23 protein-coding genes are annotated in these 24,086 nt (G+C 66.6%); 11 read left to right on the forward strand and 12 right to left on the reverse strand.

The features are described 5' to 3' along the window. Positions 1-245: 245 nt before the first annotated feature. Together SMAL_RS09900 and SMAL_RS09905 are read left to right on the forward strand one after the other, a co-directional pair. Positions 246-1,544 (forward strand): replication-associated recombination protein A, encoded by a 1,299-nt coding sequence (locus tag SMAL_RS09900; RefSeq protein WP_232274018.1) that lies wholly within the window; start codon positions 246-248, stop codon positions 1,542-1,544. 189 nt (positions 1,545-1,733) lie between these two features. Beyond that, on the forward strand, positions 1,734-2,105 hold the full coding sequence (locus SMAL_RS09905; RefSeq protein ID WP_041864515.1) for a DUF805 domain-containing protein: 372 nt from the start codon (positions 1,734-1,736) through the stop codon (positions 2,103-2,105). 73 nt (positions 2,106-2,178) lie between these two features. On the opposite strand, the gene SMAL_RS09910 is transcribed toward SMAL_RS09905, so the two are convergent. Then, positions 2,179-2,553, reverse strand: a complete 375-nt coding sequence (locus SMAL_RS09910) for a hypothetical protein (RefSeq protein WP_012511008.1) — start codon at positions 2,551-2,553, stop codon at positions 2,179-2,181. Between the two features lie 282 nt (positions 2,554-2,835). Here SMAL_RS09910 and SMAL_RS09915 point away from each other — a divergent pair, with 282 nt between their 5' ends. From SMAL_RS09915 to SMAL_RS09955, 9 genes are all read left to right on the forward strand, one after another. Then, a complete protein-coding gene (locus SMAL_RS09915) occupies positions 2,836-3,864 on the forward strand; it encodes an alpha/beta hydrolase (RefSeq protein WP_012511009.1) in 1,029 nt (342 codons plus the stop codon). A 122-nt stretch (positions 3,865-3,986) separates the two neighbouring features. Then, a complete protein-coding gene (locus SMAL_RS09920; protein WP_012511010.1) occupies positions 3,987-5,363 on the forward strand; it encodes a YncE family protein in 1,377 nt (458 codons plus the stop codon). Positions 5,364-5,414: 51 nt separating this feature from the next. After that, positions 5,415-6,464 carry a heme/hemin ABC transporter substrate-binding protein gene (locus SMAL_RS09925; RefSeq protein WP_012511011.1) on the forward strand — a complete coding sequence of 350 codons (1,050 nt, stop codon included), beginning with the start codon at positions 5,415-5,417 and terminating at the stop codon, positions 6,462-6,464. Next, the gene (locus SMAL_RS09930; RefSeq protein WP_012511012.1) at positions 6,461-7,504 is read left to right on the forward strand and encodes a FecCD family ABC transporter permease; all 1,044 of its coding nucleotides are present in this window, start codon (positions 6,461-6,463) and stop codon (positions 7,502-7,504) included. Before SMAL_RS09925 ends, SMAL_RS09930 begins: the two co-directional genes overlap by 4 nt. Next, on the forward strand, positions 7,501-8,262 hold the full coding sequence (locus SMAL_RS09935) for a heme ABC transporter ATP-binding protein (RefSeq protein WP_006366865.1): 762 nt from the start codon (positions 7,501-7,503) through the stop codon (positions 8,260-8,262). Before SMAL_RS09930 ends, SMAL_RS09935 begins: the two co-directional genes overlap by 4 nt. Before the next feature lie 64 nt (positions 8,263-8,326). Then, positions 8,327-9,076: a hypothetical protein gene (locus tag SMAL_RS09940; RefSeq protein ID WP_012511013.1), complete on the forward strand. Its 750-nt coding sequence runs from the start codon at positions 8,327-8,329 to the stop codon at positions 9,074-9,076. 440 nt (positions 9,077-9,516) lie between these two features. After that, positions 9,517-11,553 (forward strand): elongation factor G, encoded by a 2,037-nt coding sequence (fusA, locus tag SMAL_RS09945; protein ID WP_012511014.1) that lies wholly within the window; start codon positions 9,517-9,519, stop codon positions 11,551-11,553. 231 nt (positions 11,554-11,784) lie between these two features. Continuing rightward, positions 11,785-12,057, forward strand: coding sequence for a hypothetical protein (locus tag SMAL_RS09950; protein ID WP_006366874.1), 273 nt, complete (start codon positions 11,785-11,787; stop codon positions 12,055-12,057). A 110-nt stretch (positions 12,058-12,167) separates the two neighbouring features. Then, positions 12,168-12,923 carry a SapC family protein gene (locus SMAL_RS09955; RefSeq protein WP_012511015.1) on the forward strand — a complete coding sequence of 252 codons (756 nt, stop codon included), beginning with the start codon at positions 12,168-12,170 and terminating at the stop codon, positions 12,921-12,923. Here SMAL_RS09955 and SMAL_RS09960 read toward each other — a convergent pair whose 3' ends face one another. The 11 genes from SMAL_RS09960 to SMAL_RS10010 form a co-directional block, all read right to left on the reverse strand. Continuing rightward, complete coding sequence (locus SMAL_RS09960; protein WP_012511016.1) at positions 12,924-15,107, reverse strand: ATP-binding protein; 2,184 nt, start codon at positions 15,105-15,107, stop codon at positions 12,924-12,926. 140 nt (positions 15,108-15,247) lie between these two features. Continuing rightward, positions 15,248-15,874, reverse strand: a complete 627-nt coding sequence (locus SMAL_RS09965; RefSeq protein WP_012511017.1) for a LuxR C-terminal-related transcriptional regulator — start codon at positions 15,872-15,874, stop codon at positions 15,248-15,250. A 169-nt stretch (positions 15,875-16,043) separates the two neighbouring features. Further along, positions 16,044-16,577, reverse strand: coding sequence for a lipocalin family protein (locus SMAL_RS09970; RefSeq protein WP_012511018.1), 534 nt, complete (start codon positions 16,575-16,577; stop codon positions 16,044-16,046). An 8-nt stretch (positions 16,578-16,585) separates the two neighbouring features. Beyond that, positions 16,586-17,659 carry an SAM-dependent methyltransferase gene (locus tag SMAL_RS09975; protein WP_012511019.1) on the reverse strand — a complete coding sequence of 358 codons (1,074 nt, stop codon included), beginning with the start codon at positions 17,657-17,659 and terminating at the stop codon, positions 16,586-16,588. Next, on the reverse strand, positions 17,656-18,441 hold the full coding sequence (locus tag SMAL_RS09980; protein ID WP_012511020.1) for a DUF1295 domain-containing protein: 786 nt from the start codon (positions 18,439-18,441) through the stop codon (positions 17,656-17,658). The genes SMAL_RS09975 and SMAL_RS09980 overlap by 4 nt, the downstream gene beginning before the upstream one ends. Next, positions 18,438-18,986 (reverse strand): DUF2878 domain-containing protein, encoded by a 549-nt coding sequence (locus SMAL_RS09985; RefSeq protein WP_041864516.1) that lies wholly within the window; start codon positions 18,984-18,986, stop codon positions 18,438-18,440. Before SMAL_RS09985 ends, SMAL_RS09980 begins: the two co-directional genes overlap by 4 nt. Position 18,987: 1 nt before the next feature. Then, complete coding sequence (locus tag SMAL_RS09990) at positions 18,988-20,247, reverse strand: SAM-dependent methyltransferase (RefSeq protein ID WP_012511022.1); 1,260 nt, start codon at positions 20,245-20,247, stop codon at positions 18,988-18,990. Continuing rightward, positions 20,244-21,011 (reverse strand): DUF1365 domain-containing protein, encoded by a 768-nt coding sequence (locus SMAL_RS09995; RefSeq protein WP_012511023.1) that lies wholly within the window; start codon positions 21,009-21,011, stop codon positions 20,244-20,246. Before SMAL_RS09995 ends, SMAL_RS09990 begins: the two co-directional genes overlap by 4 nt. Continuing rightward, positions 21,008-22,285, reverse strand: a complete 1,278-nt coding sequence (locus tag SMAL_RS10000) for an NAD(P)/FAD-dependent oxidoreductase (protein WP_012511024.1) — start codon at positions 22,283-22,285, stop codon at positions 21,008-21,010. The genes SMAL_RS09995 and SMAL_RS10000 overlap by 4 nt, the downstream gene beginning before the upstream one ends. 1 nt (position 22,286) lies before the next feature. Continuing rightward, on the reverse strand, positions 22,287-23,237 hold the full coding sequence (locus tag SMAL_RS10005) for an acyl-CoA desaturase (protein WP_012511025.1): 951 nt from the start codon (positions 23,235-23,237) through the stop codon (positions 22,287-22,289). Between the two features lie 81 nt (positions 23,238-23,318). Further along, positions 23,319-24,086, reverse strand: a complete 768-nt coding sequence (locus SMAL_RS10010) for a hypothetical protein (RefSeq protein WP_012511026.1) — start codon at positions 24,084-24,086, stop codon at positions 23,319-23,321.

Consider the following 24,086-nt stretch of genomic DNA (forward strand, 5'->3'; position numbering starts at 1 on the left):
ACACCGCCTCGGAAGGTGTCAACCGGCACCGCCTTGGTGGGTGTCAACCTTGGTTGACACGTATTTGATCTGCCGGCCAGCGGCCGGCACTACCGATCCTGCGGCCTGATCCGTTACCGATCACGGCCTGGCGCTGGTGGGTGCCAACCTTGGTTGGCACGCTCTCGCGGTACAATGGCCGTGTGGCAAGACATCGTTCAACTTCCTTCCCCGGCCCCGATCTGCTGAGCGTTGATCGGGAACATATGCGCCCGCTCGCCGAGCGCATGCGCCCGCGCACCCTCGACGAGATGGTCGGGCAGAAGCGCCTGCTGGCGCCGGACAGCGCGCTGCGTCGCGCGGTCGAATCCGGTCGCGTGCATTCGATGATCCTGTGGGGACCGCCGGGCTGCGGCAAGACCACGCTGGCGCTGTTGCTGGCCGAGTATTCCGACGCCGAGTTCCGCGCCATCTCCGCCGTGCTGTCCGGCCTGCCGGAAGTGCGCCAGGTGCTGGCCGAGGCCGCGCAGCGTTTCGCTGAAGGGCGGCGTACCGTGCTGTTCGTGGACGAAGTGCACCGCTTCAACAAGGCGCAGCAGGATGCGTTCCTGCCGCACATCGAGCGCGGCACCATCCTGTTCGTCGGTGCCACCACCGAGAATCCGTCGTTCGAGCTGAACTCGGCGCTGCTGTCGCGTTGCCGCGTGCACGTGCTGGAAGGCGTTTCGCCCACCGACATCGTCGAGGCGCTGGAACGTGCGCTGGGTGACCGCGAGCGCGGCTTGGGCGAGGAGGGCATCGAGGTCGCTCCCGAACTACTGCTGGAAATCGCCACCGCCGCCGATGGTGACGTGCGTCGTGCGCTGACCCTGCTGGAGATCGCCGCCGAGCTGGCGGGCGGGGAGGGCGGTCGCATCACCCCGCAGACCCTGACCCAAGTGCTGGCCGATCGCACCCGTCGCTTCGACAAGGGCGGCGAGCAGTTCTACGACCAGATCTCGGCACTGCACAAGTCGGTACGTAGCTCCAATCCAGATGCCGCACTGTACTGGCTGACCCGCATGCTCGATGGCGGCTGCGATCCGTCCTACCTGGCGCGCCGGTTGACCCGCATGGCCATCGAGGATATCGGCCTGGCCGATCCACGCGCGCAGAGCATGGCACTGGAGGCCTGGGACATTTACGAGCGGCTGGGCAGCCCGGAAGGCGAACTGGCCTTTGCCCAACTGGTGCTCTATCTGGCCAGTACCGCCAAATCGAACGCAGGCTATGCCGCCTTCAACCAGGCGAAGGCCGATGTGCGCGAGAGCGGTACCGAAGAAGTGCCGCTGCACCTGCGCAATGCGCCGACCAAGCTGATGAAGGAGCTGGGCTACGGCGCCGAATATCAGTACGACCACGATGCCGAAGGTGGCATCGCACTGGATCAGACTGGCTTCCCTGATGCGATGGGCGAACGGGTGTACTACAGCCCGGTGCCGCGCGGGCTGGAAATCAAGCTGAAGGAAAAGCTGGACCGGCTGCGTGCCGAGCGTGAGGCTGCGCGGGCCGCGAAGGGCCGCTGAGGCGGCTTATGTAGAGTCGAGCCATGCTCGACTTCGCTCTTGCGCGGGTTACGCTGGCCTTCTGGAACAGCAGTCGAGCACGGCTCGACTCTACAGGGGGCAATGGCAGTCGAGCATGGCTCGACGCCACATTGTTCTGCGCGTCTGCATTTGGCACACTGCGCGGCCACTTTTTCAAGGATTGATGCCGTGCAGGAAATGATTCTGCCGTTGAAGCGTTACGCCCAGTTCGATGGTCGGGCCAACCGTCGCGAGTACTGGATGTTCCAGCTGTTCCTGTTGATCGTCTCAGCCGTCCTGATGGTGCCGCTCATCGCCGGGTTGGTGATGCAGTCCGATGGCTTGGGCATCGCGTCGATCATCCTGTTCGTCGTGTTCTGGCTGGCTACCTTCCTGCCGGTCATCGCTGTCACCGTGCGCCGCCTGCATGACTGCAACCAGTCGGGCTGGATGTACCTGCTGGCCTTCATTCCGTTCGGTGGCCTGGTGATCTTCGTGTTCGCACTGCTGCCGGGTACGCCGCAGGAGAACGCATATGGTCCGGTGCCCACGGGGCCCTGACCTTGCGTGAGTCGAGCATGGCTCGACTCTACAGAGGCAAAGAAAAGAAGCCGGCGTTTCGCCGGCTTCGTCGTTACTTCAGGGTGCAATCGCCGAACGACAGATAGTCCGAGCCGGAGCTGAACTGCAGCGTGCAGCTGGCGGTGAAGGTGGTGCCTTCTTCCAGCGCGCTGAGCTTGGCGGCCTGCTGCGCATCGTCGGTGGTCAGCCGGGCCAGGACATTGCCCTGGTCATCGCCGGCCTCGATCAGCGGCTCGCCCTGCAGGTTGCTGGAAACACCCAGCGCGACGGCGGTGAAGGTCACCGTCTGGTTGAGTTGTTCCATGCTCAGCGTCGAATAGCCGGCCTCTTCATAGGCCTGGTAGAGCGTCGGCAGATCCTGCGCGGCATGGGCGGCCAGCGGTGCGAGCAGGCCGAGGGAAAGTGCGATCAGGGTGGTGTGCTTCAAGAGAGTCTCACGATCATGGGATCCAATCCCATGGCGGTCATGGCGCGGATGAACGCGACCGGATCGGCGGCAGACTGCCCGCCCTCCATGGCTGCGCTGTAAGCGGGGCGATCCAATGCCCCGGTGGCCGGCAAAATAGGGGAAATGCCGTGCCCAGCGCAACCGGGTCGTCGCGCGCGTGATACACAGCGTGACGTTCTATCGATGTGATAATCATTCGCGTTTAAGGTAGACTGCGGTCCCTTGTGAACCGGCGGCCCTGGGCCGCTTCTGCCGCCGCTGATGAAGCATTTCGTCCTGCCTTCGCGCCGTGGTCCGCTGGCCCGCGGCCTGGCCGCCTTGATGATGGGTCTGCTCCTGGCCACCCCGTACGCCCACGCCCAGCAGCGCAATCCGCTGCAGAAGATCGGCCACACCGTGCTCGACGAGCCGGCGGCCAGCTATCGCTTCGAGCATTTCGTGGTGGACAGCCCCGACCAGCAACGCCGCTGGCGGGTGAATGTGGCGATCCCGGCCAAGGCCGGCAAGGCGCCGCTGCCGGTGTTGTACGCGCTGGATGGCAATGCGGTGGCGATGGTGCTGGACCAGCCGCTGCTGGCCGAGCTGGCGGCACGCAAGGCGCCGCCGGTACTGGTGCTGATCGGTTACGACAACGACCTGCGCATCGATTCCAAGGCGCGCACCCGCGACTACACCGCATGGATCGACCGTGCAGACGATGAGAGCGGCAGCACGCAGGCAGTCGGCGGTGGTGCCGCCGCTTTCCTCGACGTAATCGAACGCCGCATCAAGCCCGAAGTCGAGCGTCGTGCACGCATCGACGCGCAGCAGCAAGCGTTGTGGGGGCACTCGCTGGGCGGGTTGTTCGTGCTCAATGCGCTGTACACGCGTCCGGCGGCGTTCCAGTCCTATCTGGCGGCCAGTCCGTCGCTGTGGTGGAGCCAGGGTGCGGCGCTGGGTGATCCGGAACAGCAGTTCGTGCAGAACGCGCATGGGCAGCCGGCGAAGCTGTGGCTGATGCTGGGTGGCGCCGAGCGCGTCGGTGATCGCGGCAAGCGCGACATGAACAACCCACGCGTGGTCGCGCACCTGCGTCGTATCGGTGGGGCCACCCCGGATGCTGCCATGCAGCTGTCCGAGCGCTTGGGCAAGCTGCCGGGCATGCGCGTGCAGTACCGCGAGTTCCCCGGCCTCGGCCATGGCCCGATGCTGCCCGCGTCGTTCCACGCTGCGCTGCATGAGCTGTACGGCGTGACCGACCGCAGCGCCGGTGACGGCGCGCCCAATGGTGGTGACAACGCCGCCGAATGAATCCCTTCGCATGCCAAGGCATGCGACCCCACTACCCAGGCGAGGCTGCCGATGTGCAGCGGCCCAGGCAACCGATGAATCCCGCGTCACGTGGCGCGGCCTACGTGTGCAAGGAGCCTTCCATGTCGTTCCGTCCGTCTTTCCGTCTCACTTCTCTCGCCGCTGGCCTGTTGCTGGCCGTAACCGCCACCGCACAGCCGGTGTTCGATCAGCCGGCCAACGCCACCTTCAAGGGCGAGGTCGTCTCGCGCGGTGAGAACGTGGTTCCCGGCAGCACTGCCGACGTGGTCGGTCGCGGTTTCGTGCCGGGCCAGAAAGTCAGCCTGCTGCGTGGCGACAGCGTGCTCAACACGCAGCCGCTGGTGGTCGATGCCGATGGCAACTTCAAGACCCAGCTGAGCATTCCGGCCGATGCCGTGCCGGGTACCCACCCGGTGGTGGTGCGCGCCAGCCAGCCGGCTGCAGCCACCGTGCTGAAGCTGCGCGTCTCGCCGCAGCTGCCGCTGTCCGGCCAGGCGCAGTTCGTCACCCAGTCCAACAAGCTGGTGCCGGGCCTGTACCAGTCCGCCTACAGCGCCGCCAGCAACGCGGTATTCGTGACCTCGGCCGTGGGCCGCCCGCCGGTGACCCAGTCGCAGCTGCTGAAGCTGGACCCGAAGTCGCTGAAGGTGACCAAGGCGATCACCCCGGCGCAGGTGCCGGGCAGCACCAATGGTGCGGTGTACGCGGTCTACGGTGTCGGCGTGGATGACACCAACGGCAATGTGTGGGTCACCAACACCCGCCAGAACTCCATCGCGGTCTACCGCCAGAAGGACCTGTCGCTGGTCCATCAGTTCCCGGTCGATGCCGTGCCGCATGCGCGCGACGTGGTGGTTGATGGCACCCACGGCAAGGTGTTTGCCTCGGCCACGGGTGAGGACCACCTGTCGGTGTTCGACGCCAAGACCCTCAAGGAGCTGCCGGCGGTGACGCTGGAGTCCGGCGTGGACGACGGCAAGTTCACCCCGATGAGCCTTGTGCTGGACGAGAAGGGCGGCAAGCTGTTCACCGTCAGCATCGGCACCCCGGAAGCGGCGATGATCGACGTGGCCAGCGGCAAGGTCGAGAAGGTCATTGACCTGGGCAATTCGATCAGCGCCTCGGGCGTGGCCTTCGACGCAGCGCGCAACCGCCTGTACGTGGCCTCGCAGGGCACCGATAACCTGCTGATCGTCGATGTGGCCGCCGGCAAGGTGCTGCATGACGTGCCGGTCGGTGCCGGTGCGCTGAACGTCGCCTTCGATGATGCCTCCGGCCTGGCCTACGTCAGCAACCGTGGCGCTGGCACGGTCACCGTGGTGAACGGTGACGGCAAGGTGGTCGCCAACCTCGACGGCGGCACGCTGCCGAACCACGTCCGTGCCGATGGCAAGGGCAACGTGTTCGCGGTGAACAAGTCGCGCGGCGCCGAAGACCCGAAGGGTGACCGCATCACCCGCATCACCCCGAAGCAGTAAGTCACACGGCGGGGCGGCGTGCACGTCGCCCCGCCAGCAAGGAGAACAAGCATGAACATCGCGTCCCGTCTGCGCCTGTGTGCGCTTCCGTTGGCTGTCTCGCTGGCACTGGCCGCCTGTGGCGGTTCATCGACGCCCTCGGACAGCGGCAAGCCGGTTGAGCCCGCCGCCGCCGCAACCGCGGCTGGCGAAGTTGCGTTGCCTGCAGGCTGGCAGCGCGTGGCCGGCACCGATATGCCGGCCGTGCGCGACCAGAAGGCAGTGCTGCCGGCCAAGGTGCATTCCGATGACGGCGCCGACGTCGAGGTGGCCGATACCAGCCGCATCATCGCCGGTGGTGACGACGTGATCGCGGTGATCGAGGCGCTGGGACTGGACAAGCAGGTGTTCGCCGCGCCGACCAATACCACCACCCAGGCTGGCCTGGCTGCCCCGCACCAGTTCCTGTTCAACCGCACCACTGGCGTGGAGGGCGTGCTGAGCCTGCAGGGCTCGCTGTTCCTCGGCAACAGCCTGCGCCGCCACACCGAGCTGGCGAAGAAGCTGCGTGAGGTGGGCGAACCGGCGGTGGTCATCGATGACCTGCAGCCGGCGCCGGACAAGGTGCGCAAGGTCGCCGCCGCACTAGGGCTGGCCGAGGCAGGGCAGACACTTGCCACGCAGGTGCAGCGTCAGCTCGATGAGGCTGCAGCGATTGGCAAGGGCCTGGGCCATGCGCCACGACTGATCCACGTGTCGGCCACCGGCGCCGGTGGCTCACCGACTGTTGCGGGTGCCGACAGCGCATCGGCGCAGCTGATCGCACTGGCTGGTGGTGTCAACATCGGCACCGAGGCGGGGGTGAAGAACTACTCGCAGCTCAGCAATGAGGGCGTAGTCGCTGCCGCACCGGAGGTGATCCTGGTGACCGAGCATGACCTGCAGCTGTTCGGTGGTGCCGAGGGCCTGTGGAAGGCGTACCCGACGCTGAAGCAGACCCCGGCCGGGCAGGCCAATCGGGTCTGGGTGATGCCGGATGTGCAGCTGAAGTACACCAGTGTCGGATCAGGTGCTGGTGCGCTGGCGCTGGCCAAGGCTCTGGCGGCGTTGCCGAAGGCATGAGTCCGGCGGATCGGCGCCGCCGTCGCGGGCGGACGATGTTGCTGGTGGCGTTGCTGGCACTGCTGGGGGCAGTGCTGGCCTCGTTCGCCGTGGGCCCGCTGCGGCTGCCGCCGATGGAGGTGATGCAGGCGTTGGCGGTGAAGCTGGGCCTGCTCGATCCGCAGGCGGTCAGCAGCCGCGACCTCGCCGTGGTCTGGCAGCTGCGTATTCCGCGCGCGCTGTTGGGCGCGATGGTCGGTGCGTCGCTGGCGATGGCCGGTGCCAGCCTGCAGGGCCTGTTCGGCAATCCGCTGGCCGATCCCGGCATTGTCGGTGTCAGCCAGGGCGCCGCGCTGGGTGCGGTCGCCGCCATCGTGCTCGGCGCTGCCGGTGCGGCTGGCTGGCTGGTGCCGGTGGCCGCGTTCGCTGGCGGCGCACTGGCAATCGGCCTGACCTACGCATTGGCCCGGCCCGGCAAGGGCACGGGCAACGCCACGCTGCTGCTGGTCGGTATCGCGATGGCCGCGTTCTGCTCGGCGCTGATCGGTTTCCTCACATATATCGCCAGCGAAAGCGAGCTGCAGTCGCTGGTGTTCTGGCAGATGGGCTCGCTGGCCCGCGCCAACTGGGCCGATGTGGCAGCGGTGGTGCCGTTGTTCGCCATCGGTGTGTTCGCGCTGCAGCGATTGGCCACGCCGCTGGACATGCTGGCGCTGGGTGAGCGCCAGGCACAGCACCTCGGGCTGGATGTCACCCGCACGCGTCGCCGCCTGGTGGCGTTCAGTGCGCTGCTGGTGGGTGCGGCGGTGGCGTTTGCCGGCTCGATCAGTTTCGTCGGCCTGGTGGTGCCGCACGTGGCGCGCCTGCTGGTCGGCCCTGGCCATCGCTGGTTGCTGCCGTTGTCAGGCCTGCTGGGCGCACTGCTGATCGTGGTGGCCGACACCGCCGCGCGCACATTGGATCCGCCGGCGGAGATTCCGCTGGGCCTGTTTTCGGCCGCACTGGGCGCACCGTTCTTCCTGTGGCTGGTGCTGCAGCAGCGCCGCAAGGCCGCACCATGAGCGTGTTGTTGAAGCTGCACGAGGTGGTGGTCCGTCGCCAGCAGCGCGAGATCCTGCACGGCATTTCGCTCGCGTTCGAACCGGGAACGGTGACCGCGCTGGTCGGCCCGAATGGCGCGGGCAAGTCCACGTTGCTGGCTGTGGCGGCAGGTGACCTGCGTGCCGACGCTGGCGAAGTAAGCCTGCTCGGCAAGCCGTTGGCTGGTTACAAGGCCGGGCCACTGGCGCGCGAGCGTGCAGTGATGCCCCAGGAGCACGGCGTGCGCTTCGCCTTCAGCGTGGAAGAAGTGGTTGCGATGGGGCGGCTGCCGCATCCGCCGGATCCAGCCGTGGACGACGCCCAGGTGGAAGCGGCCATCGATGCCGCTGAACTGCAGGCGCTGCGCCTGCGCGAGGTGCAGCAGCTGTCGGGCGGTGAATCGGCACGGACCACGTTCGCGCGCGTGCTGGCGCAGGACACGCCGCTGCTGCTGCTGGATGAGCCAACCGCAGCGCTGGATCTGCGTCACCAGGAACGCACGCTGCGCAGTGTGCGCGCCTGTGCCGAAGCCGGTGCGTGCGTGATCGTGGTGCTGCACGACCTCAATCTGGCCGCGGGCTATGCCGACCGCATCGTGCTGCTGGAGCAGGGCAGGGTGGCGGCCGATGGCACGCCGTTGCAGGTGCTCACCGAAGACAACCTGCAGCGTGTCTACCAGCAGGATGTGGTGGTGCTGGAGCACCCAAGGCGTGGGGTGCCACTGGTGGTGGTGACCTGAGCATCAACGTGCTCTGCCTGGCGACGTATGATGTGCGGTTCGTTCTCTTCAATGGACTGATGCAATGATCCGTACTGTTTCACATGGCGTGCTGCTCTCGGCAATGGTCGCCTCCGTATGCGCCGCCAGCACCGCGTCCGCATCCTCGGTCTCCCTGATCAAGGCCGCCGAGCAGGCCTCGCTGATCGAGAGCCGGTATTCCGCCGGCGGGAGTGCTCCGGTGGTTCCGGTGACGACCCGCTATTTCGCCAGTGATGAAGTGCTCGTCAGCTGGGATGACCAGCAGGTGCTGATGCTATGCAGGGAGGCGGTGTACCTGCAGATTCCTGCCGGCAAGGCAGGTGACGTTGCGCTGGCCGCTGAACAGCGGCAGATGATTGCCTATCAGGCAATGATGTCCGGCCTGGGTTCGCTTGCGGCCGTGGCCGAAGCGGCGGGGGATGCGGTGGTGGTGGCGGACGACGGCAGCGAGACCCGTCGCGCGGGTGAGAGCAGCTGGGCCTACGGGGTGGAACGCCATGACATCACCACCCAGCGCATGGCCGATGGCGCGCTGCGGATCCGGGCACGCAAGACCGAGACCGTGAACAAGGCCAAGCCTGCGGAGCCGGACGACATGTTCAGTACCGAAGACGACCAGGCGGCGCGACTGTCGGAGCTGGCGCCGGTCGGCAGCTGGACCGAGGTGGTGGTCCATGGCGGCCCGCGCCAGGCGCAGGTGGATCCGGCGATGTCGTTGAAGGGATGGATCTCGATGGGGGACGACCAGGCTGCAACCGTGGCTGAGGCGCGCAAGCTGCATGAGTGCAAGTGAGCTGAGCTGGGGTCAGAGCCCTTTGCCCGTGGCAAAGGGATCCGACCCCGAGACCCGTCGGCCTCATTGTTCTATTAATGTGCGCAATATTCACTTGCGCGCCAGATTGGCAGGTCTAGAATGCGCCCCATGAACCGGATGCCGCTCCTGAAGTTTTTCACCCTGACCCGCGCAAGCGCGGAACGGGCGTGTCTGCCTGGAGCCCCACGAGGCCGTTGAATCGGCCATCGCTGGACCTTCGACAGAGCGCCCTCCGGGGCGCTCTTTTCGTTTCTGATTTCCCGCAAGTCGACCAACAGTCGACTCTACCCAGTCGACCCTACCCAGTACCCAAGGAGAACGTGCCATGCACCAGATCGCCGAGACCGAACGCTAGCCGCGCGCCCTGTCGCCAACCGGGGTGCGCGGCCCCCGAAGTTGGCTTTGCAGGAACCTTTCTCATGAACACCCAAGTCCTTTCCCGCCGTCGCAACCTCGGCATCATTGCCCACATCGACGCCGGCAAGACCACGCTGACCGAACGCCTGCTGTGGAAAAGCGGCGAGATCCATCGCGTCGGCGAAGTGCACGACGGCAATGCGACCACCGATTTCTCGGCGATCGAGCGCGAACGTGGCATCACCATCGGCGCCGCCGCCGTGCAGGCGCAGTGGGCGCCGCGCGACCTGCCGCCGCATCGGCTGACCCTGATCGACACTCCCGGCCACATCGACTTCGCCATTGAAGTTGAGCGTTCGCTGCGCGTGCTCGACGGAGCCGTGGCTGTGTTTTCGGCCGTGGATGGAGTGCAGCCGCAGTCGGAAACCGTGTGGCGCCAAGCGCGTCGCCATCGCGTGCCGCTGATCGCGTTCGTCAACAAGATGGACCGCGTCGGCGCTTCGTTCGAGCGCGTGCTGGAGCAGCTGCAGGACAAGCTGAGGGCGCGGCCGTGGGCGCTCGGCGTGCCGTTGGGCAGCGAAAGCGACTTCAACGGCTGGGTCGACCTGGTCGATGAGCGCGTGCTGCAGTGGCAGGATGGCGCCGCAACCACGGTGACCCCGTGGGACGACGCGGCGCGCACCCTGTGGCAGCCGCAACGCGACGCACTGGTCGAGGCCGTGGCCGACCACGACGAACTGCTGGCTGATGCCTGGCTGGAGGGTCGCGTGATCGATGCGGAACTGCTGCGGGCGGCGATCCGACGGGCGACGCTGGCCGGTGCAGGCGTGCCGGTGCTGGCCGGTGCCGCGTTCAAGGACAAGGGCATCGAGACGCTGCTGGATGCGGTGGTCGATTACCTGCCGTCGCCGCTGGATCGCCCTGCCGTGACCGCCGAAAGCGAAGGTGGTGACGTGGTGTTGCCGCCGGATCCGGACGGTCCGCTGGCCGGCCTGCTGTTCAAGATCACCCACCAGCAGCACGGCGCGCTGAGCTTCGTGCGGCTGTACTCGGGCACCTTGAAGGTCGGCGATGCGGTGGCCAGTTCGCAGCATCCGCAGGGGCGGCGTGTCAGCCGCCTGGTGCGGGTGCAGGCCGACCAGACCCATGACATCGAGCAGGCCGTGGCCGGTGACATCGTCGCGGTGCTGGGCTGGAAGGATGCGGTCAGCGGTGAAACGCTGAGCGACCGCGCGCAGCCGCTGCGCCTGGAGAGCATCCAGGCACAGGCACCGGTGCTGGCGTGGCGGCTGGAACCGGCGCGCGCGGCCGACCTGATCCGGATGGCGCAGGGCCTGGCCAGCCTGGCCCAGGAAGATCCGTCGTTCCGCGTCGAGACCGATCGCGACACGGCGGAGACCCTGGTCTGGGGCATGGGCGAGTTGCACCTGGAGGTGATGGTCGAGCGTCTGCGCAGCGAATGGAAGGTCGACGTAGGCGTAGGTGCGCCGCGTGTGGCCTACCAGGAAACGCCGATGCGTGCGATGGCCGGGGTTGTGGGCCGGCTGGTCAAGCAGACCGGTGGCCAGGGCCAGTTCGCGCACGTGGTGCTGGATGTGTCGCCGCGCGAGGACGGCCAGGTGGTGTTCAACGACCGCATCGTCGGTGGCGTGGTACCGCGCAGCTTCATCAACGCCGTGGAGAAGGGCGTGCGTGCGGCGCTGTCGGAAGGCCCGCAGGGCCATCCGGTGGTCGGTATCGAGGTCAGTCTTGTCGATGGCCAGACCCACGCCAAGGACTCTTCGGAAATGGCGTTCCATCGCGCCGGTGCCGAGGCGATCAAGGCGGCGCTGGCCGAGGGTGGCACGCAGCTGCTGGAGCCGGTAATGGCGGTGACGGTGCATTCGCCATCGGCGTCGGTGGGTGATGTGGTGGGCGACCTCAACCGTCGCCATGGCCGTATTGCCCGCATCGAAGACCAGGAAGGTCGCGCCGAAGTCAGCGGCTTTGCGCCGCTGGCGCAGCTGGTGGGCTACACCACTGCACTGCGTTCGCTCAGCCAGGGTCGGGCGAGCAGCGAGGCGCACCTGCACGGCTACGAGCCGGTACGCGCTGCGTGAGGAAAGGCGAGGGGAGCCCGTGAGCGGGCTCCCCTTTTTTGTAGGCGTTGGTGGGGTTCCGTATCCACGCATTGCGCTTCGCTACTGCGAAGCGGCGCGAATGATGAATCCGCATCGACACGCGAATATTTGCACTGCATTGCAACAAAACTGCAGAAAAAGCTGGATTAAAGTGATGCCTCACGATAAATTGCGCACCCCCCGTTGCTCGCCGCCGCCCGCACCCCTCTCATGCGTGATGACAAAGACCCCGGAACCCTTGAGCTGACCCTGCCGCGCAAACGCGGCCGTCCGCCCAAGTTCGGGTACGCAATGAGCGACGCACAGCGGGCCGCGCGCTACCGGGCGCGCCGGGCCGGGCAGGCCAACCACGCCGATGTGCGCGCCTGCAGCGACATGGTGTTGCTGGACAAGATCCGCGCTGCGGTCAGCGCCCGCGATACCGAGCTGGCCGGCTTTCTGGTCCACGTTCTCTGGCAACGCTACCCCCTGCAGCTGAAATAGGTCGTCGGTGGGGTGGCCGTTGTCATCGAGCTTGTTGATAATGCGGGATTCAGGTTGTTCCCGCTGGCGCGCCCGGGATGGCAGGCGCGCATGATCGAACGGTTCCCAAGATGACCACCACCAGCGACACCACCACCGAAGCGGCGCCGACCGGCACCCCCCTGTTCTACACCCGTCCGGTGCCGCTGCAGGCCGATGTGCACGCCGACCTGCGCATCCTGCCGGGCAGGCTCGAGTTTGCCGCTGGCAACAACGCCATTCCGCTGGTGCTCGGCGAGTTCTCGCTGGCGCTGCACCACTTCCCGATCCTGTTCGCCGGTCCGACCGCGGTGCCGATGGCGGCCGTCGGCGTGTCGGAAGAGAACCTGTTCATCAAGGACGGACTGTGGGAAGACGAGGCCTATATCCCGGCCTACCTGCGTCGCCATCCCTTCATCTTCATCGACACCGGCGCGGACAACGATTTCCTGCTGGGCATCGATGAAGAGAACCCGCGCGTGGTCAAGGGTGGTGACGAAGGCCAGCCGCTGTTCGTCGATGGCAAGGCCACCGAGATGGTGCAGCAGGCGCTGGAGTTCTGCGGCCAGTTCACCCGCGAGCACGAACAGACCCAGGCCTTCTCCAAGGCGCTGATCGACAACGGCCTGCTGGTTGAACGCAACGCCACCGTGCGTACTCCGGATGGCCGCGAGTTCAACCTCAACGGCTTCCAGGTCGTGGATGTCGAGAAGTTCGTCGCACTGCCGGAAGCCACTGTGGTCGAGTGGCACCGCAGCGGCTGGCTGGCGCTGATCCACCAGCACCTGATGTCGCTGGGTCGCTTCAACGACCTGACCCGTCGCCAGGTCGAGCGCCTGGCGGCCTGATCATGCCGATGGTGCGGCTTCCGCTTTGCGGGAGCCGTGCCACTGCTGCAATCCCTGCAGCAGTCGCCGCGCCTCGACCCAGTCAGGCGCGGCCATACGCCCCAGCTCCCACAGTTCGGCCGCGATATCGGCTTGTGTCGTTGCGCCACAGATCTGCAGCGTACCTTGCAGGCGATGCGCGTGGTGGCGCAGTGCATCCGGAGCGGCGCCGGTAACGGCGCGCTCGATGGCAGCCAGTTCCGTGCTGATGTCGGCCGCATAGGCGGAGTCAATGCATGCCGTGCTGGAGGGTGCAGCGTGGCCCCGTAGCGCTGGCAACGCCAGCACCTGCAGCAGCTTGGCGATCTGCAGTGGCTTGGCCAGCACCGCGTCGAATCCCGCCTCGCGACAGCGCGCCGCATGGCGGCGGCCCGCGCGTGCCGACAATGCGATCAACCGCAAGGGCGTGTGCGCACGCGCACGCAGCCGGCGGGCCAGCGCATAGCCATCCATGTCGTGAAGCCCGATGTCGAGCAGCACCGTGCTGCGCGGTCGACGCGCCTGCTCTTCCAGTGCGTCGCTGGCATCGGCAAGCGCATGCACATCCGCCCCCAAACGCTGCAGCTGGGCGGCCATGAGGCGGCGGTTGAGATCATGGTCTTCGACCAGCAACAGATCCAGGCCAGCAAGCGGCTGCTCATGAGCGGCCACCGTCGCAGTCGGCGGGTGGGACCGGGCGATCCGCACCGGCAGGCGCAGGGTGAATCGGCTGCCGCGTCCGTGGACGCTGTGAACAGTCAGATCGCCGCCCATCGAGCGGGCCAGTTCGCGCGCGATCACCAGCCCCAGTCCGCTGCCGCCGCGCCGCAGCCCGTCCTCACCCTGCCGGAAGGGTTGGAACAGGGATGTAGCCTGCGCAGCAGGGATGCCAATGCCGCTGTCGATCACATCCAGCAGCAGCTCATGCGGGCGCGTTGGTGGCCGCAGCTGCACGCGCAGATCGATGCCGCCGACGTCGGTGAACTTCAGCGCATTGCCGAGCAGGTTGTCGACGATCTGGCGCAGCGCATCGGGATCCAGCAGGACCAGCGGCGCCGGCGCTGCAGTGCAGTCCAGCCTGAGCTCCAGGCCCTTCCTGCGTGCGAGCACGCGGATCGCATCCAGCGATTGGTTGCAGAGCAGTGCGACATCGCAGGCTTGTACCTGCGGCATGAAGCCACCACTGGCGAGGCGCGAAAAATCCAGCGAGCGGTCCAGCAGTCCGCGCAGGGAGCGTCCTGCGGCAGCCATCGCCGCGAGTAGTTCGCGGCGGCCCTCTGGCGAATGGGCCTGGTGCAGCGGGGTGATCGAGCCCAACAGCGTCTGCGCGGCATTGCGCACCTCATGGCTGATCATGCCGATCGCGCGTGCACGGTCGCGCTCGCTGCGGCTGAAGCGACGGCGCAGCGGATGCCAGAGAAGTGGAAGCCCGGCCAGCGCGGCGATCAATGCCAGCAACCAGGCCGGTGGTGGTGACCGCATCCAGCCCAGTGCCCGCTCCACCGATGCGGGCAGCATCTGCTGCGCCCAGAGATGCAGCAGGCCAGCGTGCTCTTCCAGCGTGATGTCGCGCAGGCCCCGGTCGATGCGTTCAAGCAGGTGCCTGTCCTCCCGACGGGCGAGCAGATGCAGGTCGGTGGAGAAATCGCTGCTGATCGGTTGCAGCAGCAGGTCACCACTGAAATAGCGGCGGGTCATTGGTCGCAGCGTCGTCTCCAAGCCGATCGCGGCATCGGCGGTACCGGCAACGACCGCCGCGAGTGCCGCGTGACGATCCGGAAGCTGCAGTAGATGGATCCGTGGATGATGTGTACCCAACCAGCCAGCGTAGGGTCCACCCTCAACCACCGCCAGGATCTTCCCCTCCAGATCAGGCAAGCCGCGTGGCAGCCAACGGCCGGGTTGCCCGGCGAGGACCGTCCGGCCACCGCGAAACGGGGCGGAGGCAACCAGCTCTGGACAGGGGAGTTGCGGGTGTCCGGAGCCGCCCATCACCAGTACCAGGTCGGCGTCGCGGCCACAGACGGCGGCCACCGATGCGGCGGTGGTGGGATAGGGCAGGTCCAGGAAACGCAGTTGTGCATGCCGCGCTACCAGGCCTGCATAGCCGTGGGCGAGCGTGGGAAATGGCGCTGTCTCTGCAAGTGCAGCGGGTATCGGACGCATGGATGGGGCCGTGGCAACCCGTACCTCGCTTCCTGGCCCCCAGCGTTGTGATCGGACATCTTCCGCAGATGCCGCCGGCAGCAGCAGAAGAACCAGCAGCAGGGCGAGGGAGGTGCGCAGGCGCGATCGGTCCTGCCTGCTCACGGCGGGCTCGCGTGTGGGCGCATGGCGTAGATCTCGGCGTCGTTGCGCAGGCCAAGCTTGCGCAGCGCGGCAATTTTCTGGGTGCTGACGGTCTTGACGCTCCGGTGCCGGCGCAGCGCGATCTCGGACACGGTGAGCCCGGTGAGCAGCAGTTCCAGCACCTCGCGTTCATTGCGGCTGAGTTCACTGCAGTCGGCAGGCAGGATGAAGTCAGGTGGCAGGCGGCCGAGTCCCTGATGCACGCACACAATGGCCTCTGACAGCATCGGCAGCGGCTCGGCCTTGCCGACGACGCCGCCGATGCCGGCATTGATCAGGTGGCTGAGGTTGGTTGCGGGTGAAAGCGTGGCGAAAGCGAGCAGTGGGATGTGGGGAAAGGTCTCGCGCAGCAGGGGGATCAACTCGGCGCTACCGCGGTCGTCGGGGGCCAGGCTCAGGTCGATGATCGCCACATCGACGGGCAGCCGATGCAGGGTGGTGATGAGGTCTTCGCTGAGGGAGTGGCTGGCGACGATGGTGAAGCGGCGGTCGCGGTTGAGGTGCAGGGCGATGCCGCGACGGACGACTTCATGGTCGTCCAGAAGCGCCAGGCGCAGCCGGCGCGGTGCAGGATGTCCATTCATGCGCAGGGAGGTGATCAGCGCCCATGGGCGTGGTCATCATTTTGGCGTCACTGTCACGCCGGGCATCGAATTTCCGGGATTTTTGCGATTATTCCTAAGAATCGATGTGTTACGCGCATCGGTTCCGCGAACGTCATTGGTGTAGTGGATGGAACTCATCGATACCGGGTCAGCGGACCGACTGCGGCACCCGCCTCAACCTGGCAGTGTCGTAACCCATCGCTGCAATGCGCTGCACCGCCTGCTGGTAGTCGCTTTCCGAGACCTGGGGCGTACGCGCCATGTACCAGACGTAGTCGCGCTTGCTGCGGGCCACAATGGTCTGGCGGTAGCCATCATCGAGCCAGGCGATGATGTATTCGGCCTGGATCGGCCAGATGAACTGCATGCCCCAGATCGCACCGTTTCCTTCTTTCTCCACCCGGCCGATCGGATGCATCGACTTCTGTGGGGCATCGAAGCTGCCCTTGCGATAGGTGAAGGTGGTCTGGATGCGTCCATCCGGCCGTAGCGCGTAGCTTTCCACCGCATCGAAGGCCTCGCGTTCCGGGCGCGATGGAATGTGTGCGATCACATACCAGTCGCCCATGAATCGCGGCACATCCACTGATGGTGGCCGCGGCAGGGGCCGGGTGTCGCTGGAACTGCAGCCTGCGCCGAACAGGCCGACTGCGAGCAGAGGAAGCAGCGGAAAAATGCGCATGTCACACCTCAGCGTGGGCGGAACAGGTAATGGGCCACCAGCCACTGCCGGCCATCGTCGTAGCCGAACAGCTCGGCACAGGCCATCCAGAACATCCGCCAGCGCTGCCACCAGATCTTTGCCGCGGCCTGACCGTAAGTGGCGACCAGTACAGGCATGACCTCTTCGCGGGCGGCGTCCTGGTTGGCCAGCCAATGATCAGCGGTGCGCTGGTAGTGACTGCCATCCAGCAGCCAGCGCTGTTCCAGCCGCAGGTCGCGCTGGAAGTGCAGCAGGGTGTCGGCGGCGGGCATCAGCCCGCCCGTGAAGAAGTGGCGGCCCATCCAGTTGTCGCCGCCGCTGGTCTCGAACGGATACATCAGCGTGCGGTGGGCGAAGATGTGCACGAACAGCGCGCCATCCGGTTTCAGCCATCGTGAGATGCCCGACAGCAACCGCTCATAGTTGCGTACGTGTTCGAACATCTCCACCGACACGCAGCGGTCGAACTGTGCCGTTGGCAGCTCAAGCTCGTTGACGTCGCAGGTCAGCACCTCGACGTTGCCCAGGCCGCGTGCCTGGCACTGCGCCATGATGTGCCTGCGCTGGCTGTGCGAGTTGGAGACGGCGGTGATATGCGCCTGCGGGAAGCGTTCGGCCATCCACAGCGTCAGTGAGCCCCAGCCGCAGCCGAGTTCAAGGATCTGCTGGCCGTTGGCCAGGCCGGCGCGTTGGCCGTACAGCGCCAGCATGGCGTCTTCGGCCTGGTCCAGCGTCTCGCGGCCAGTGGGGTAGTAGCAGCTGCTGTACTTCAGGCGCTTGCCCAGGCAGGCCTGGAAGAAGGCCGCGGGAACTTCGTAGTGCTGGCGGTTGGCCACTTCGGTATGCAGCGCGAGTGGGCTGTCGGCCAGCTCGGCGATGCGCCGGCTGAAGCGTGCCGATTGGCCTTCGATGCCGCCCTCGCTTTCCTCATGCAGGCGTTGCGCGCACAAGCGGCGGATGCCCGCACGCAGCGCCGCATCGGGCACCAGTCCGCGTTCGGCCCAGGCGATCAGCCCGGTCTCCGCATCTTCGGCCGGATTCAGTGACGGGATCGCGCTCATGCGGAATGCTCCTTGGACGTGCGGGGGAACCAGGGAAAGAACATCGACGTGCTGCGCTGGTACTCGCGGTAGTCTTCACCGCGGCTACGCAGGGCCTGCTTCTCGGTGAACGGAATGCCGCTCAGATAGCGCAGGAATACATACATCAGCAGCGGGCCGGACCACGCCAGCCACCACAGTGGTGAGCCCACCGCCAGCAGCACGTAGCTGAACCAGTGCAGCCATTCGAAGAAGTAGTTGGGGTGGCGCGAGTAGCGCCAGAGCCCTTTGCGGCAGGTCAGGCCCTTGTTCGCCGGGTCGGCCCGGAACCGGGCCAGCTGCCGGTCGGCCAGCGCCTCACCGCCGACGCTGAGCAGCCAGACGCCTGCGCCGGCAACCACCCACAGCGACAGCCCCGGCCTTGGATTGGCCGCCACCGCGACGAAGGGCAGGGCGAACAGGACGATCAGCAGCGCCTGCGCCATGAAGAAGCCGAAGATTTTCCCTTGGTGGCCGTGCCAGTGTTCCCGCAGATAACGGTAGCGACCGTCCTCTTGTTCGTGACGGACCCGGTGCCAGAGATGCAAGGCCAGGCGGCTGCCCCACAGTCCACCCAGCAGCCCCAGCGCGAGCCGTGGCATCAGCGCGCCATCGCCCAGCAGTGCCAGCAGCAGAGCGGAAGCGCCGACACCTTTGGCCCAGAGCACATCAACCACGCCGATGTTGGTGTGGCGGCGCTGCCAGGCCCAGCCCCAGCTCATTACCACTACTGCGTACAGCAGCACCCACCCTGGATTGATCATGACGATGCTCCGGCAAGTGGTGGATGATCTGAAGGCCGCGACCAGCGACGGGCCGTGGCACACAGCAGCGGCAGAGCGATGCTCCAGCCCAGGCCAAGCACCAGCAGCCCCTGCCAGGCGGGCGCCTGGAAGTGCACCGCATCGAACCCCCGGGAGGCCGAGAGATAGGCCAGTGGCGCGAGCAGCAGGCCGAACAGGATCGGCAATGCGGGGTGCCGTAGCAGGAAGCGCATCGAGGTGGTCAGCGTCATCGCGAACGCGGCCCACAGCGCCATGATCCACGGCGGCGGTGCCCAGCCAAGCGATGCCGCTGCATAGCGCACCATTCCGCTGGCCGCTGCGCTGGCATCCACCAGCCAGGCGCAGGCCAGCGCAACCAGCAACAGGCGAAGGTCCACGCCCGGCCTGGGGGATGTCAGCAACTGGCTGGCCACGTAGAGGCTTGCCGCGAACAGCGCTGGCCATTGCCAGCCACGGCCGGCACCGGCCACCGCGCACAGCCAGACCAGCTGGTTGCCGATGAGGTTGGCCCAGAATCGGCGCATTTCAGTGGCCATCGCTCGCCGCCGCCATCGGTCGATGGCCCGGACGCGCCAGCAACAGATGCGACACGCCGATCGATCGCTCCAGGAAGCCCCCCTCGCAGTACGCCAGATAGAACTCCCACAGACGGCAGAAGCGCGCGTCGAAGCCCTGCGCCTGCACCGCAGGCAGCTGGGCGAGGAAGCGATGACGCCATGCACGCAGGGTCAGCGCGTACGAATGGCCGAAATCCTGCTGCGCGATCAGCTGCAGGTCGCTGGCCCGGGTCTTGGCCGCCATGATCGCGTTGATCGAGGGAATGAAGCTGCCCGGGAATACGTAGCGTTTGATGTAGTCAACGCTCCGCCGCGCCTGTTCGTAGCGCTGGTCCTCGATGGTGATGGCCTGCAGCAGCGCCACGCCGTCCGGCTTCAGCAGGCGCTGCAGCGTGGCCATGTAGGTGTCCAGGTACTCGGCACCAATGGCTTCGATCATCTCGATCGACACCAGCTTGTCGTAGCGGCCTTGCAGGTCCCGGTAGTCCTGCATCAACAGGGTGACCCGACCCTGCAGGCCGGCAGCCTTTACACGTTCCGTGGCCAGCGCGTGCTGCTCGGCGGAAATGGTGGTGGTGGTGACGTGACAGCCATAGTGCTGGGCCGCATGCACGGCGAAACCGCCCCAGCCGGTGCCGATCTCGACCACGTGGTCGCCGGGCTTGAGCTGCAGCTGCTGGCAGATGCGGTCCAGCTTGCGTCGCGATGCCGTCTCCAGCGATTCACTGTCATCGGCGAAGAGTGCCGAGGAGTACATCAGGTCCGGCGACAGGAACAACGCGAAGAAATCGTTGCCGAGGTCGTAGTGCGCCGCGATGTTGCGACGACTGCCTTCGCGGCTGTTGCGGCGCAGGCGGTTCCAGCCGCGCAGCAGCCAGCCGCCCACGCGGGCGGGGCCGTGCTCCATGCTGTCAAGCAGATCGCGGTTGCGTACCAGCAGGCGCACCAGGGCCACCAGATCATCGCAGTGCCAGTCGCCGTGGATGTAGCTCTCGCCAGCGCCGACGCTGCCCTGTGCAGCCACTTTTCGGTAGAACGCCGGGTCGTCGATGGTGACCGTGACCTGCAGATCACCGCGGGCTTCGCCCAGCCAGACCTCGCCGAGCGCATCGCGCACGCACAGACGGCCGTCGCGCAGGGGCGCCAGCTGCGCCAGCAGGCGGCGGCGCAGGAAAACGTCGAGCGTGCCCGGCTGTGGCAGGGCTACCGAGGGATTCATCTCGTTCATCGTGGTTTCTCGGCAAGGGAAGGGTGGTCGTGCACCGGGTTGCGCTTCAGCCACAGGCGCAGCGCATGCCAATGGATGGCGGCCACCACCTGGGTGGTCATCAACGGATAGCAGGCGAGGACGCGCGCAAGGCCACGTCCGTCCAGCGGGTGCCGCTGCATGGACTGGGTGGCATCGAATTGGCGCACGCCGTCGCGCCACACCTGCATGTGCACGCGCAGGTCCTCGTCGGGTGCGTTGAACCGCCAGTCATAGCGGCAATCCATTGCCATGAATGGCGAGACGTGGAAGCACTTGTCGAACTGCCAGCGCAGTGACGCGCCCTCATGGAGCGCGGTCGATACCGGCAGCACGTATGCGTGGCGTTCCTTCCATGGGGTATTGGTGATGTCGGCGACGATGCAGTCCAGCGTGCTGCCGTCAGCCTGGTAGCAGTAGTAGAAGCTGACCGGGTTGAACACGTGGCCGGCAAAGCGCAGGTGGGTGAGCAGGCGCACGGGCCCGCAGGGGCGGTGGCCGAGGGTGTTCGCGGCGTGGTCGCGCACGGCATCGGCGAGCGGTTGCGCGGGATCGCCGAAGTAGTCGCTGCGGCGGAACTCGGCCAGGTTGCGCCGGTTGACCGACCACAGCCAGCGTCGTGCGAACACGGTCTCCAGCTCATCCAGATCCAGCAGCAGCTGTGCGACCGGATAGCGGAAGGCGTGCGGATGCGGGTGATGGCGCCGATGCATCACCTGCCCGATATAGAGTGCGCTGGCGCTCACGCGGCGACCTCGCCGAACGCCGGCGCCAATCGATGCGGTTCGCAGGCACGCAGTGCGTCCACCACACGTCGGGCACTGCGGATGCCGTCTTCATGGAAGCCCCAGCCCCAATAGGCACCGGCGAACCAGGTATGGCGCCGGCCCTGCAGCTCGCCCCAGCGCTGCTGCGCCCGGACTGCGGCATGGTCATGTACCGGGTGCGCGTAGTGCAGCGTACGCAGCACCTTGGCCGGGTCGATCGCCTCGCTGCGGTTGAGGGTCACTACCAGCGGAGTGTCACCGGGCAGGCCCTGCAGCAGGTTCATGCAGTAACTGACCGTGCACGGCGCGGCGGGGTCGCGCGGCACGTGCGCGTTCCAGGCGGCCCAGGCCTTGCGCTCGCGCGGCAGCAGTGATGCATCGGTGTGCAGCACGGCTTCGTTGGGCTGGTAGCGGATGGCACCGAGCACCTCGCGCTCGATGGCATCGGCGTCACCCAGCAGCGCCAGTGCCTGGTCGCTATGGCAGGCCAGGATCACCTCGTCGAAGCCTTCCACGCCGGCCGTACTGTGCACCCGCGCGCCCCAGGGCGTGCGCTCGACCGAATGCACCGGGCACTCCAGTCGTTCGCGCACCTGCCAGCGGGCGCGCAGGGCTTCGATATAGCGCGCAGAGCCGCCTTTGACTACACGCCACGGCGAACGCCCGGTCATCTGCAGCATCTGGTGGTTGGCCATGAACTGGGCCAGATAGCGGGCCGGGAAGTCCATCACGGTGGCGGTTGGTGAAGACCACAGCGCCGACGCCATCGGTAGCAGGTGCTCCTCGATGAAGGCGTCACCATAGTGCTGGTCGCGCAGGTACTGGCCCAGCGTAGGGCCCTGGTCTTCCGCCAGCAGCAGCGGCGCATCGCGGTAGAAGCGGCGCAGGTCGGCCAGCATGCCCCAGAAGCGCGGCGACAGCAGGTTGCGGCGCTGGCAGAACAGGCCGTCCAGCGAGGTGGCGTTGTATTCCACGCCGCTGCGCTCGCTGTGCATTGAAAAGCTCATCGTGGTCGGCTGCGAGGCCACGTCCAGCTCATCGAACAAGGCGGTCAGCAGCGGATAGTGCCGCGGGTTGAAGACGATGAAGCCGGTATCCACGGCCATGCGCCGGCCGCCCACCTGCACGTCATGGGTGTGGGTATGCCCGCCGAGGTAGTCATTGGCTTCAAACAGCGTGACTTCATGTTCGCCGTGCAGCCACCAGGCGCTGGCCAGGCCTGCAATGCCGGAGCCGATGATCGCGATGCGCATGTCAGTACCTCGCCTTGGCCAATACCCATTCGGGAATCGGCTTGAGTCCTTTGACCAGGCCGACCGCGGACATTGCACGCAGTCCGTACCAGGTCAGGTCGATCTCCCACCAGCGGAAGCCCTGGCGGACCGTGCCCGGGAAGAAGTGGTGATTGTTGTGCCAGCCTTCGCCGAAGGTGAGCAGTGCCAGCCAGAGATTGTTGCGGCTGTCGTCGCGGGTCTCGAAGCGGCGGCGGCCGAACCGGTGCGCCAGTGAATTGATGGTGACCGTGGCATGGAACAGCACCACGGTGGAGATGAAGAAGCCCCAGACCAGCAGCTGTGGTCCGGAGGTGTGCAGTGTGGGTACCCAGCGTTCAAGCGCGGCACCCAGCGCATAGAGACCGGCGGCCAGCAGCACCGGCACCGCGGTATCGAAGCGGTCCAGCCAGCGAAGTTCCGGGAAGCGGGCAAGATCGGGTACCCGTGAAAGATCGGTGGCAAAGGCCTCACGGGTCAGGAACCAGCCCATGTGGCTGCGCCAGAAACCCCCTTCGCGCGGTGAGTGCGGGTCCAGGGGTTGGTCGGCATGGCGATGGTGGTGGCGGTGATGGGCGGCCCACCACAGCGGCCCGCGCTGCACGCTGGCGGCACCGATCACCGCGAACACGAACTGCACTGGTCGCGACGCCTGGAAGGTGCGGTGCGAGAAGTAGCGGTGGTAGAACGCGGTGATCGCGAACATCCGCACTGCGTAGAGTGCAACGGCCATGATCACCGCGGTCCACGAGATGCCGACCCAGATCACCGCCAGGCAAGCTACGTGCATCAACGCGAATGGCACCGCACGCAGCCAATCAATGCGGCCCGGCTGGCCCGCGCTGGCATCTGCACCGCTGCCGGTGTCGATCCAGCGCTTCAATGTACGCAGGAAACGGCGGCGTCGGCGGGGAAGGGGCGCTACAGAAGCCATGACGGATCTCGGCTGGAGTCGTGTCTTCCTCTACGCACCAGAACACAGAATGGATGCACTGCGGTGCAGATCGTTGCCGATTCACCTGGGCGTCACGGCGCAGTCGGCAACGAGCGGCTGCGTCCAGGCCCGTTGCCACTCGGCCGCAGCGCTTTCACGCGGCGCTGATGCAAACCGCACCACCACCTGTGGGTAGCCGCCCCGCGCATCGCGAAGATTGCTGGTGCCACGGAATTCCAGCAGTCGCCGGTCTGCGCTCGCGTAGACAAGCGATAGGCGGGGTGCGATGCCGCCATACCAGGTGTCGAGGCTGACCTCGATGGACTGGGCATCGATACCTTGCCAGCGCAGCGGCCCGCTGCGCACCACCTGTACCGGGTAGAAGCGTTGCCGCGCCGGAACCAGAAAAGGCAGCGAGACGCGCTCACCACGCATCAAGGCAGGCCAATGCAGGCGCACTGCCGCATCGAATCCGGCGTCGATCACAGCATCTGCCGGCAGGGTGAGGCGACGCTGGCGCCGAGCGGAGGCGGCGGCTTCCTTCCAGTCGACCGCGATCGTTCCACCATCGGCCGCTACCTCCGCCGTCTGGCCGCTGCGCCTGTCCTCCAGGGTGTAGCCGCGCGCCTGTACCTGCGAGGTGGCGGGCAGGTGCTTGCGTGCGAAGGGTCGTCCATCCGGGCACTGGTACAGCACCCAGCGCTCGGAGCCGTCCTGGGCGGAGCGCTGCCAGTGCAGCTCCCGATAGGCGGCAGCCCCTTGCGGCGTGGTGGCAACACCTTCGCTGCGCTGCCAAGGGGTAGCCAGTGCGGTGCAGGGCAGGCAGAGCAACAGCCAGATGATGCGCAT

This window comes from Stenotrophomonas maltophilia R551-3 (genome assembly GCF_000020665.1).
Lineage (GTDB): Bacteria > Pseudomonadota > Gammaproteobacteria > Xanthomonadales > Xanthomonadaceae > Stenotrophomonas > Stenotrophomonas maltophilia_L.

What these genes read in the sequence shown, in the direction of transcription:
- SMAL_RS09900 (WP_232274018.1), top strand. Translation starts at nt 246, where the DNA reads ATGCGCCCGCTCGCCGAGCGCATGCGCCCGCGCACCCTCGACGAGATG.
- SMAL_RS09915 (WP_012511009.1), top strand. Translation starts at nt 2,836, where the DNA reads ATGAAGCATTTCGTCCTGCCTTCGCGCCGTGGTCCGCTGGCCCGCGGC.
- SMAL_RS09920 (WP_012511010.1), top strand. Translation starts at nt 3,987, where the DNA reads ATGTCGTTCCGTCCGTCTTTCCGTCTCACTTCTCTCGCCGCTGGCCTG.
- SMAL_RS09925 (WP_012511011.1), top strand. Translation starts at nt 5,415, where the DNA reads ATGAACATCGCGTCCCGTCTGCGCCTGTGTGCGCTTCCGTTGGCTGTC.
- SMAL_RS09930 (WP_012511012.1), top strand. Translation starts at nt 6,461, where the DNA reads ATGAGTCCGGCGGATCGGCGCCGCCGTCGCGGGCGGACGATGTTGCTG.
- SMAL_RS09935 (WP_006366865.1), top strand. Translation starts at nt 7,501, where the DNA reads ATGAGCGTGTTGTTGAAGCTGCACGAGGTGGTGGTCCGTCGCCAGCAG.
- SMAL_RS09940 (WP_012511013.1), top strand. Translation starts at nt 8,327, where the DNA reads ATGATCCGTACTGTTTCACATGGCGTGCTGCTCTCGGCAATGGTCGCC.
- fusA (WP_012511014.1), top strand. Translation starts at nt 9,517, where the DNA reads ATGAACACCCAAGTCCTTTCCCGCCGTCGCAACCTCGGCATCATTGCC.
- SMAL_RS09950 (WP_006366874.1), top strand. Translation starts at nt 11,785, where the DNA reads ATGCGTGATGACAAAGACCCCGGAACCCTTGAGCTGACCCTGCCGCGC.
- SMAL_RS09955 (WP_012511015.1), top strand. Translation starts at nt 12,168, where the DNA reads ATGACCACCACCAGCGACACCACCACCGAAGCGGCGCCGACCGGCACC.
- SMAL_RS09960 (WP_012511016.1), bottom strand. Translation starts at nt 15,107, where the DNA reads ATGCGTCCGATACCCGCTGCACTTGCAGAGACAGCGCCATTTCCCACG.
- SMAL_RS09965 (WP_012511017.1), bottom strand. Translation starts at nt 15,874, where the DNA reads ATGAATGGACATCCTGCACCGCGCCGGCTGCGCCTGGCGCTTCTGGAC.
- SMAL_RS09970 (WP_012511018.1), bottom strand. Translation starts at nt 16,577, where the DNA reads ATGCGCATTTTTCCGCTGCTTCCTCTGCTCGCAGTCGGCCTGTTCGGC.
- SMAL_RS09975 (WP_012511019.1), bottom strand. Translation starts at nt 17,659, where the DNA reads ATGAGCGCGATCCCGTCACTGAATCCGGCCGAAGATGCGGAGACCGGG.
- SMAL_RS09980 (WP_012511020.1), bottom strand. Translation starts at nt 18,441, where the DNA reads ATGATCAATCCAGGGTGGGTGCTGCTGTACGCAGTAGTGGTAATGAGC.
- SMAL_RS09985 (WP_041864516.1), bottom strand. Translation starts at nt 18,986, where the DNA reads ATGCGCCGATTCTGGGCCAACCTCATCGGCAACCAGCTGGTCTGGCTG.
- SMAL_RS09990 (WP_012511022.1), bottom strand. Translation starts at nt 20,247, where the DNA reads ATGAACGAGATGAATCCCTCGGTAGCCCTGCCACAGCCGGGCACGCTC.
- SMAL_RS10000 (WP_012511024.1), bottom strand. Translation starts at nt 22,285, where the DNA reads ATGCGCATCGCGATCATCGGCTCCGGCATTGCAGGCCTGGCCAGCGCC.
- SMAL_RS10005 (WP_012511025.1), bottom strand. Translation starts at nt 23,237, where the DNA reads ATGGCTTCTGTAGCGCCCCTTCCCCGCCGACGCCGCCGTTTCCTGCGT.
- SMAL_RS10010 (WP_012511026.1), bottom strand. Translation starts at nt 24,086, where the DNA reads ATGCGCATCATCTGGCTGTTGCTCTGCCTGCCCTGCACCGCACTGGCT.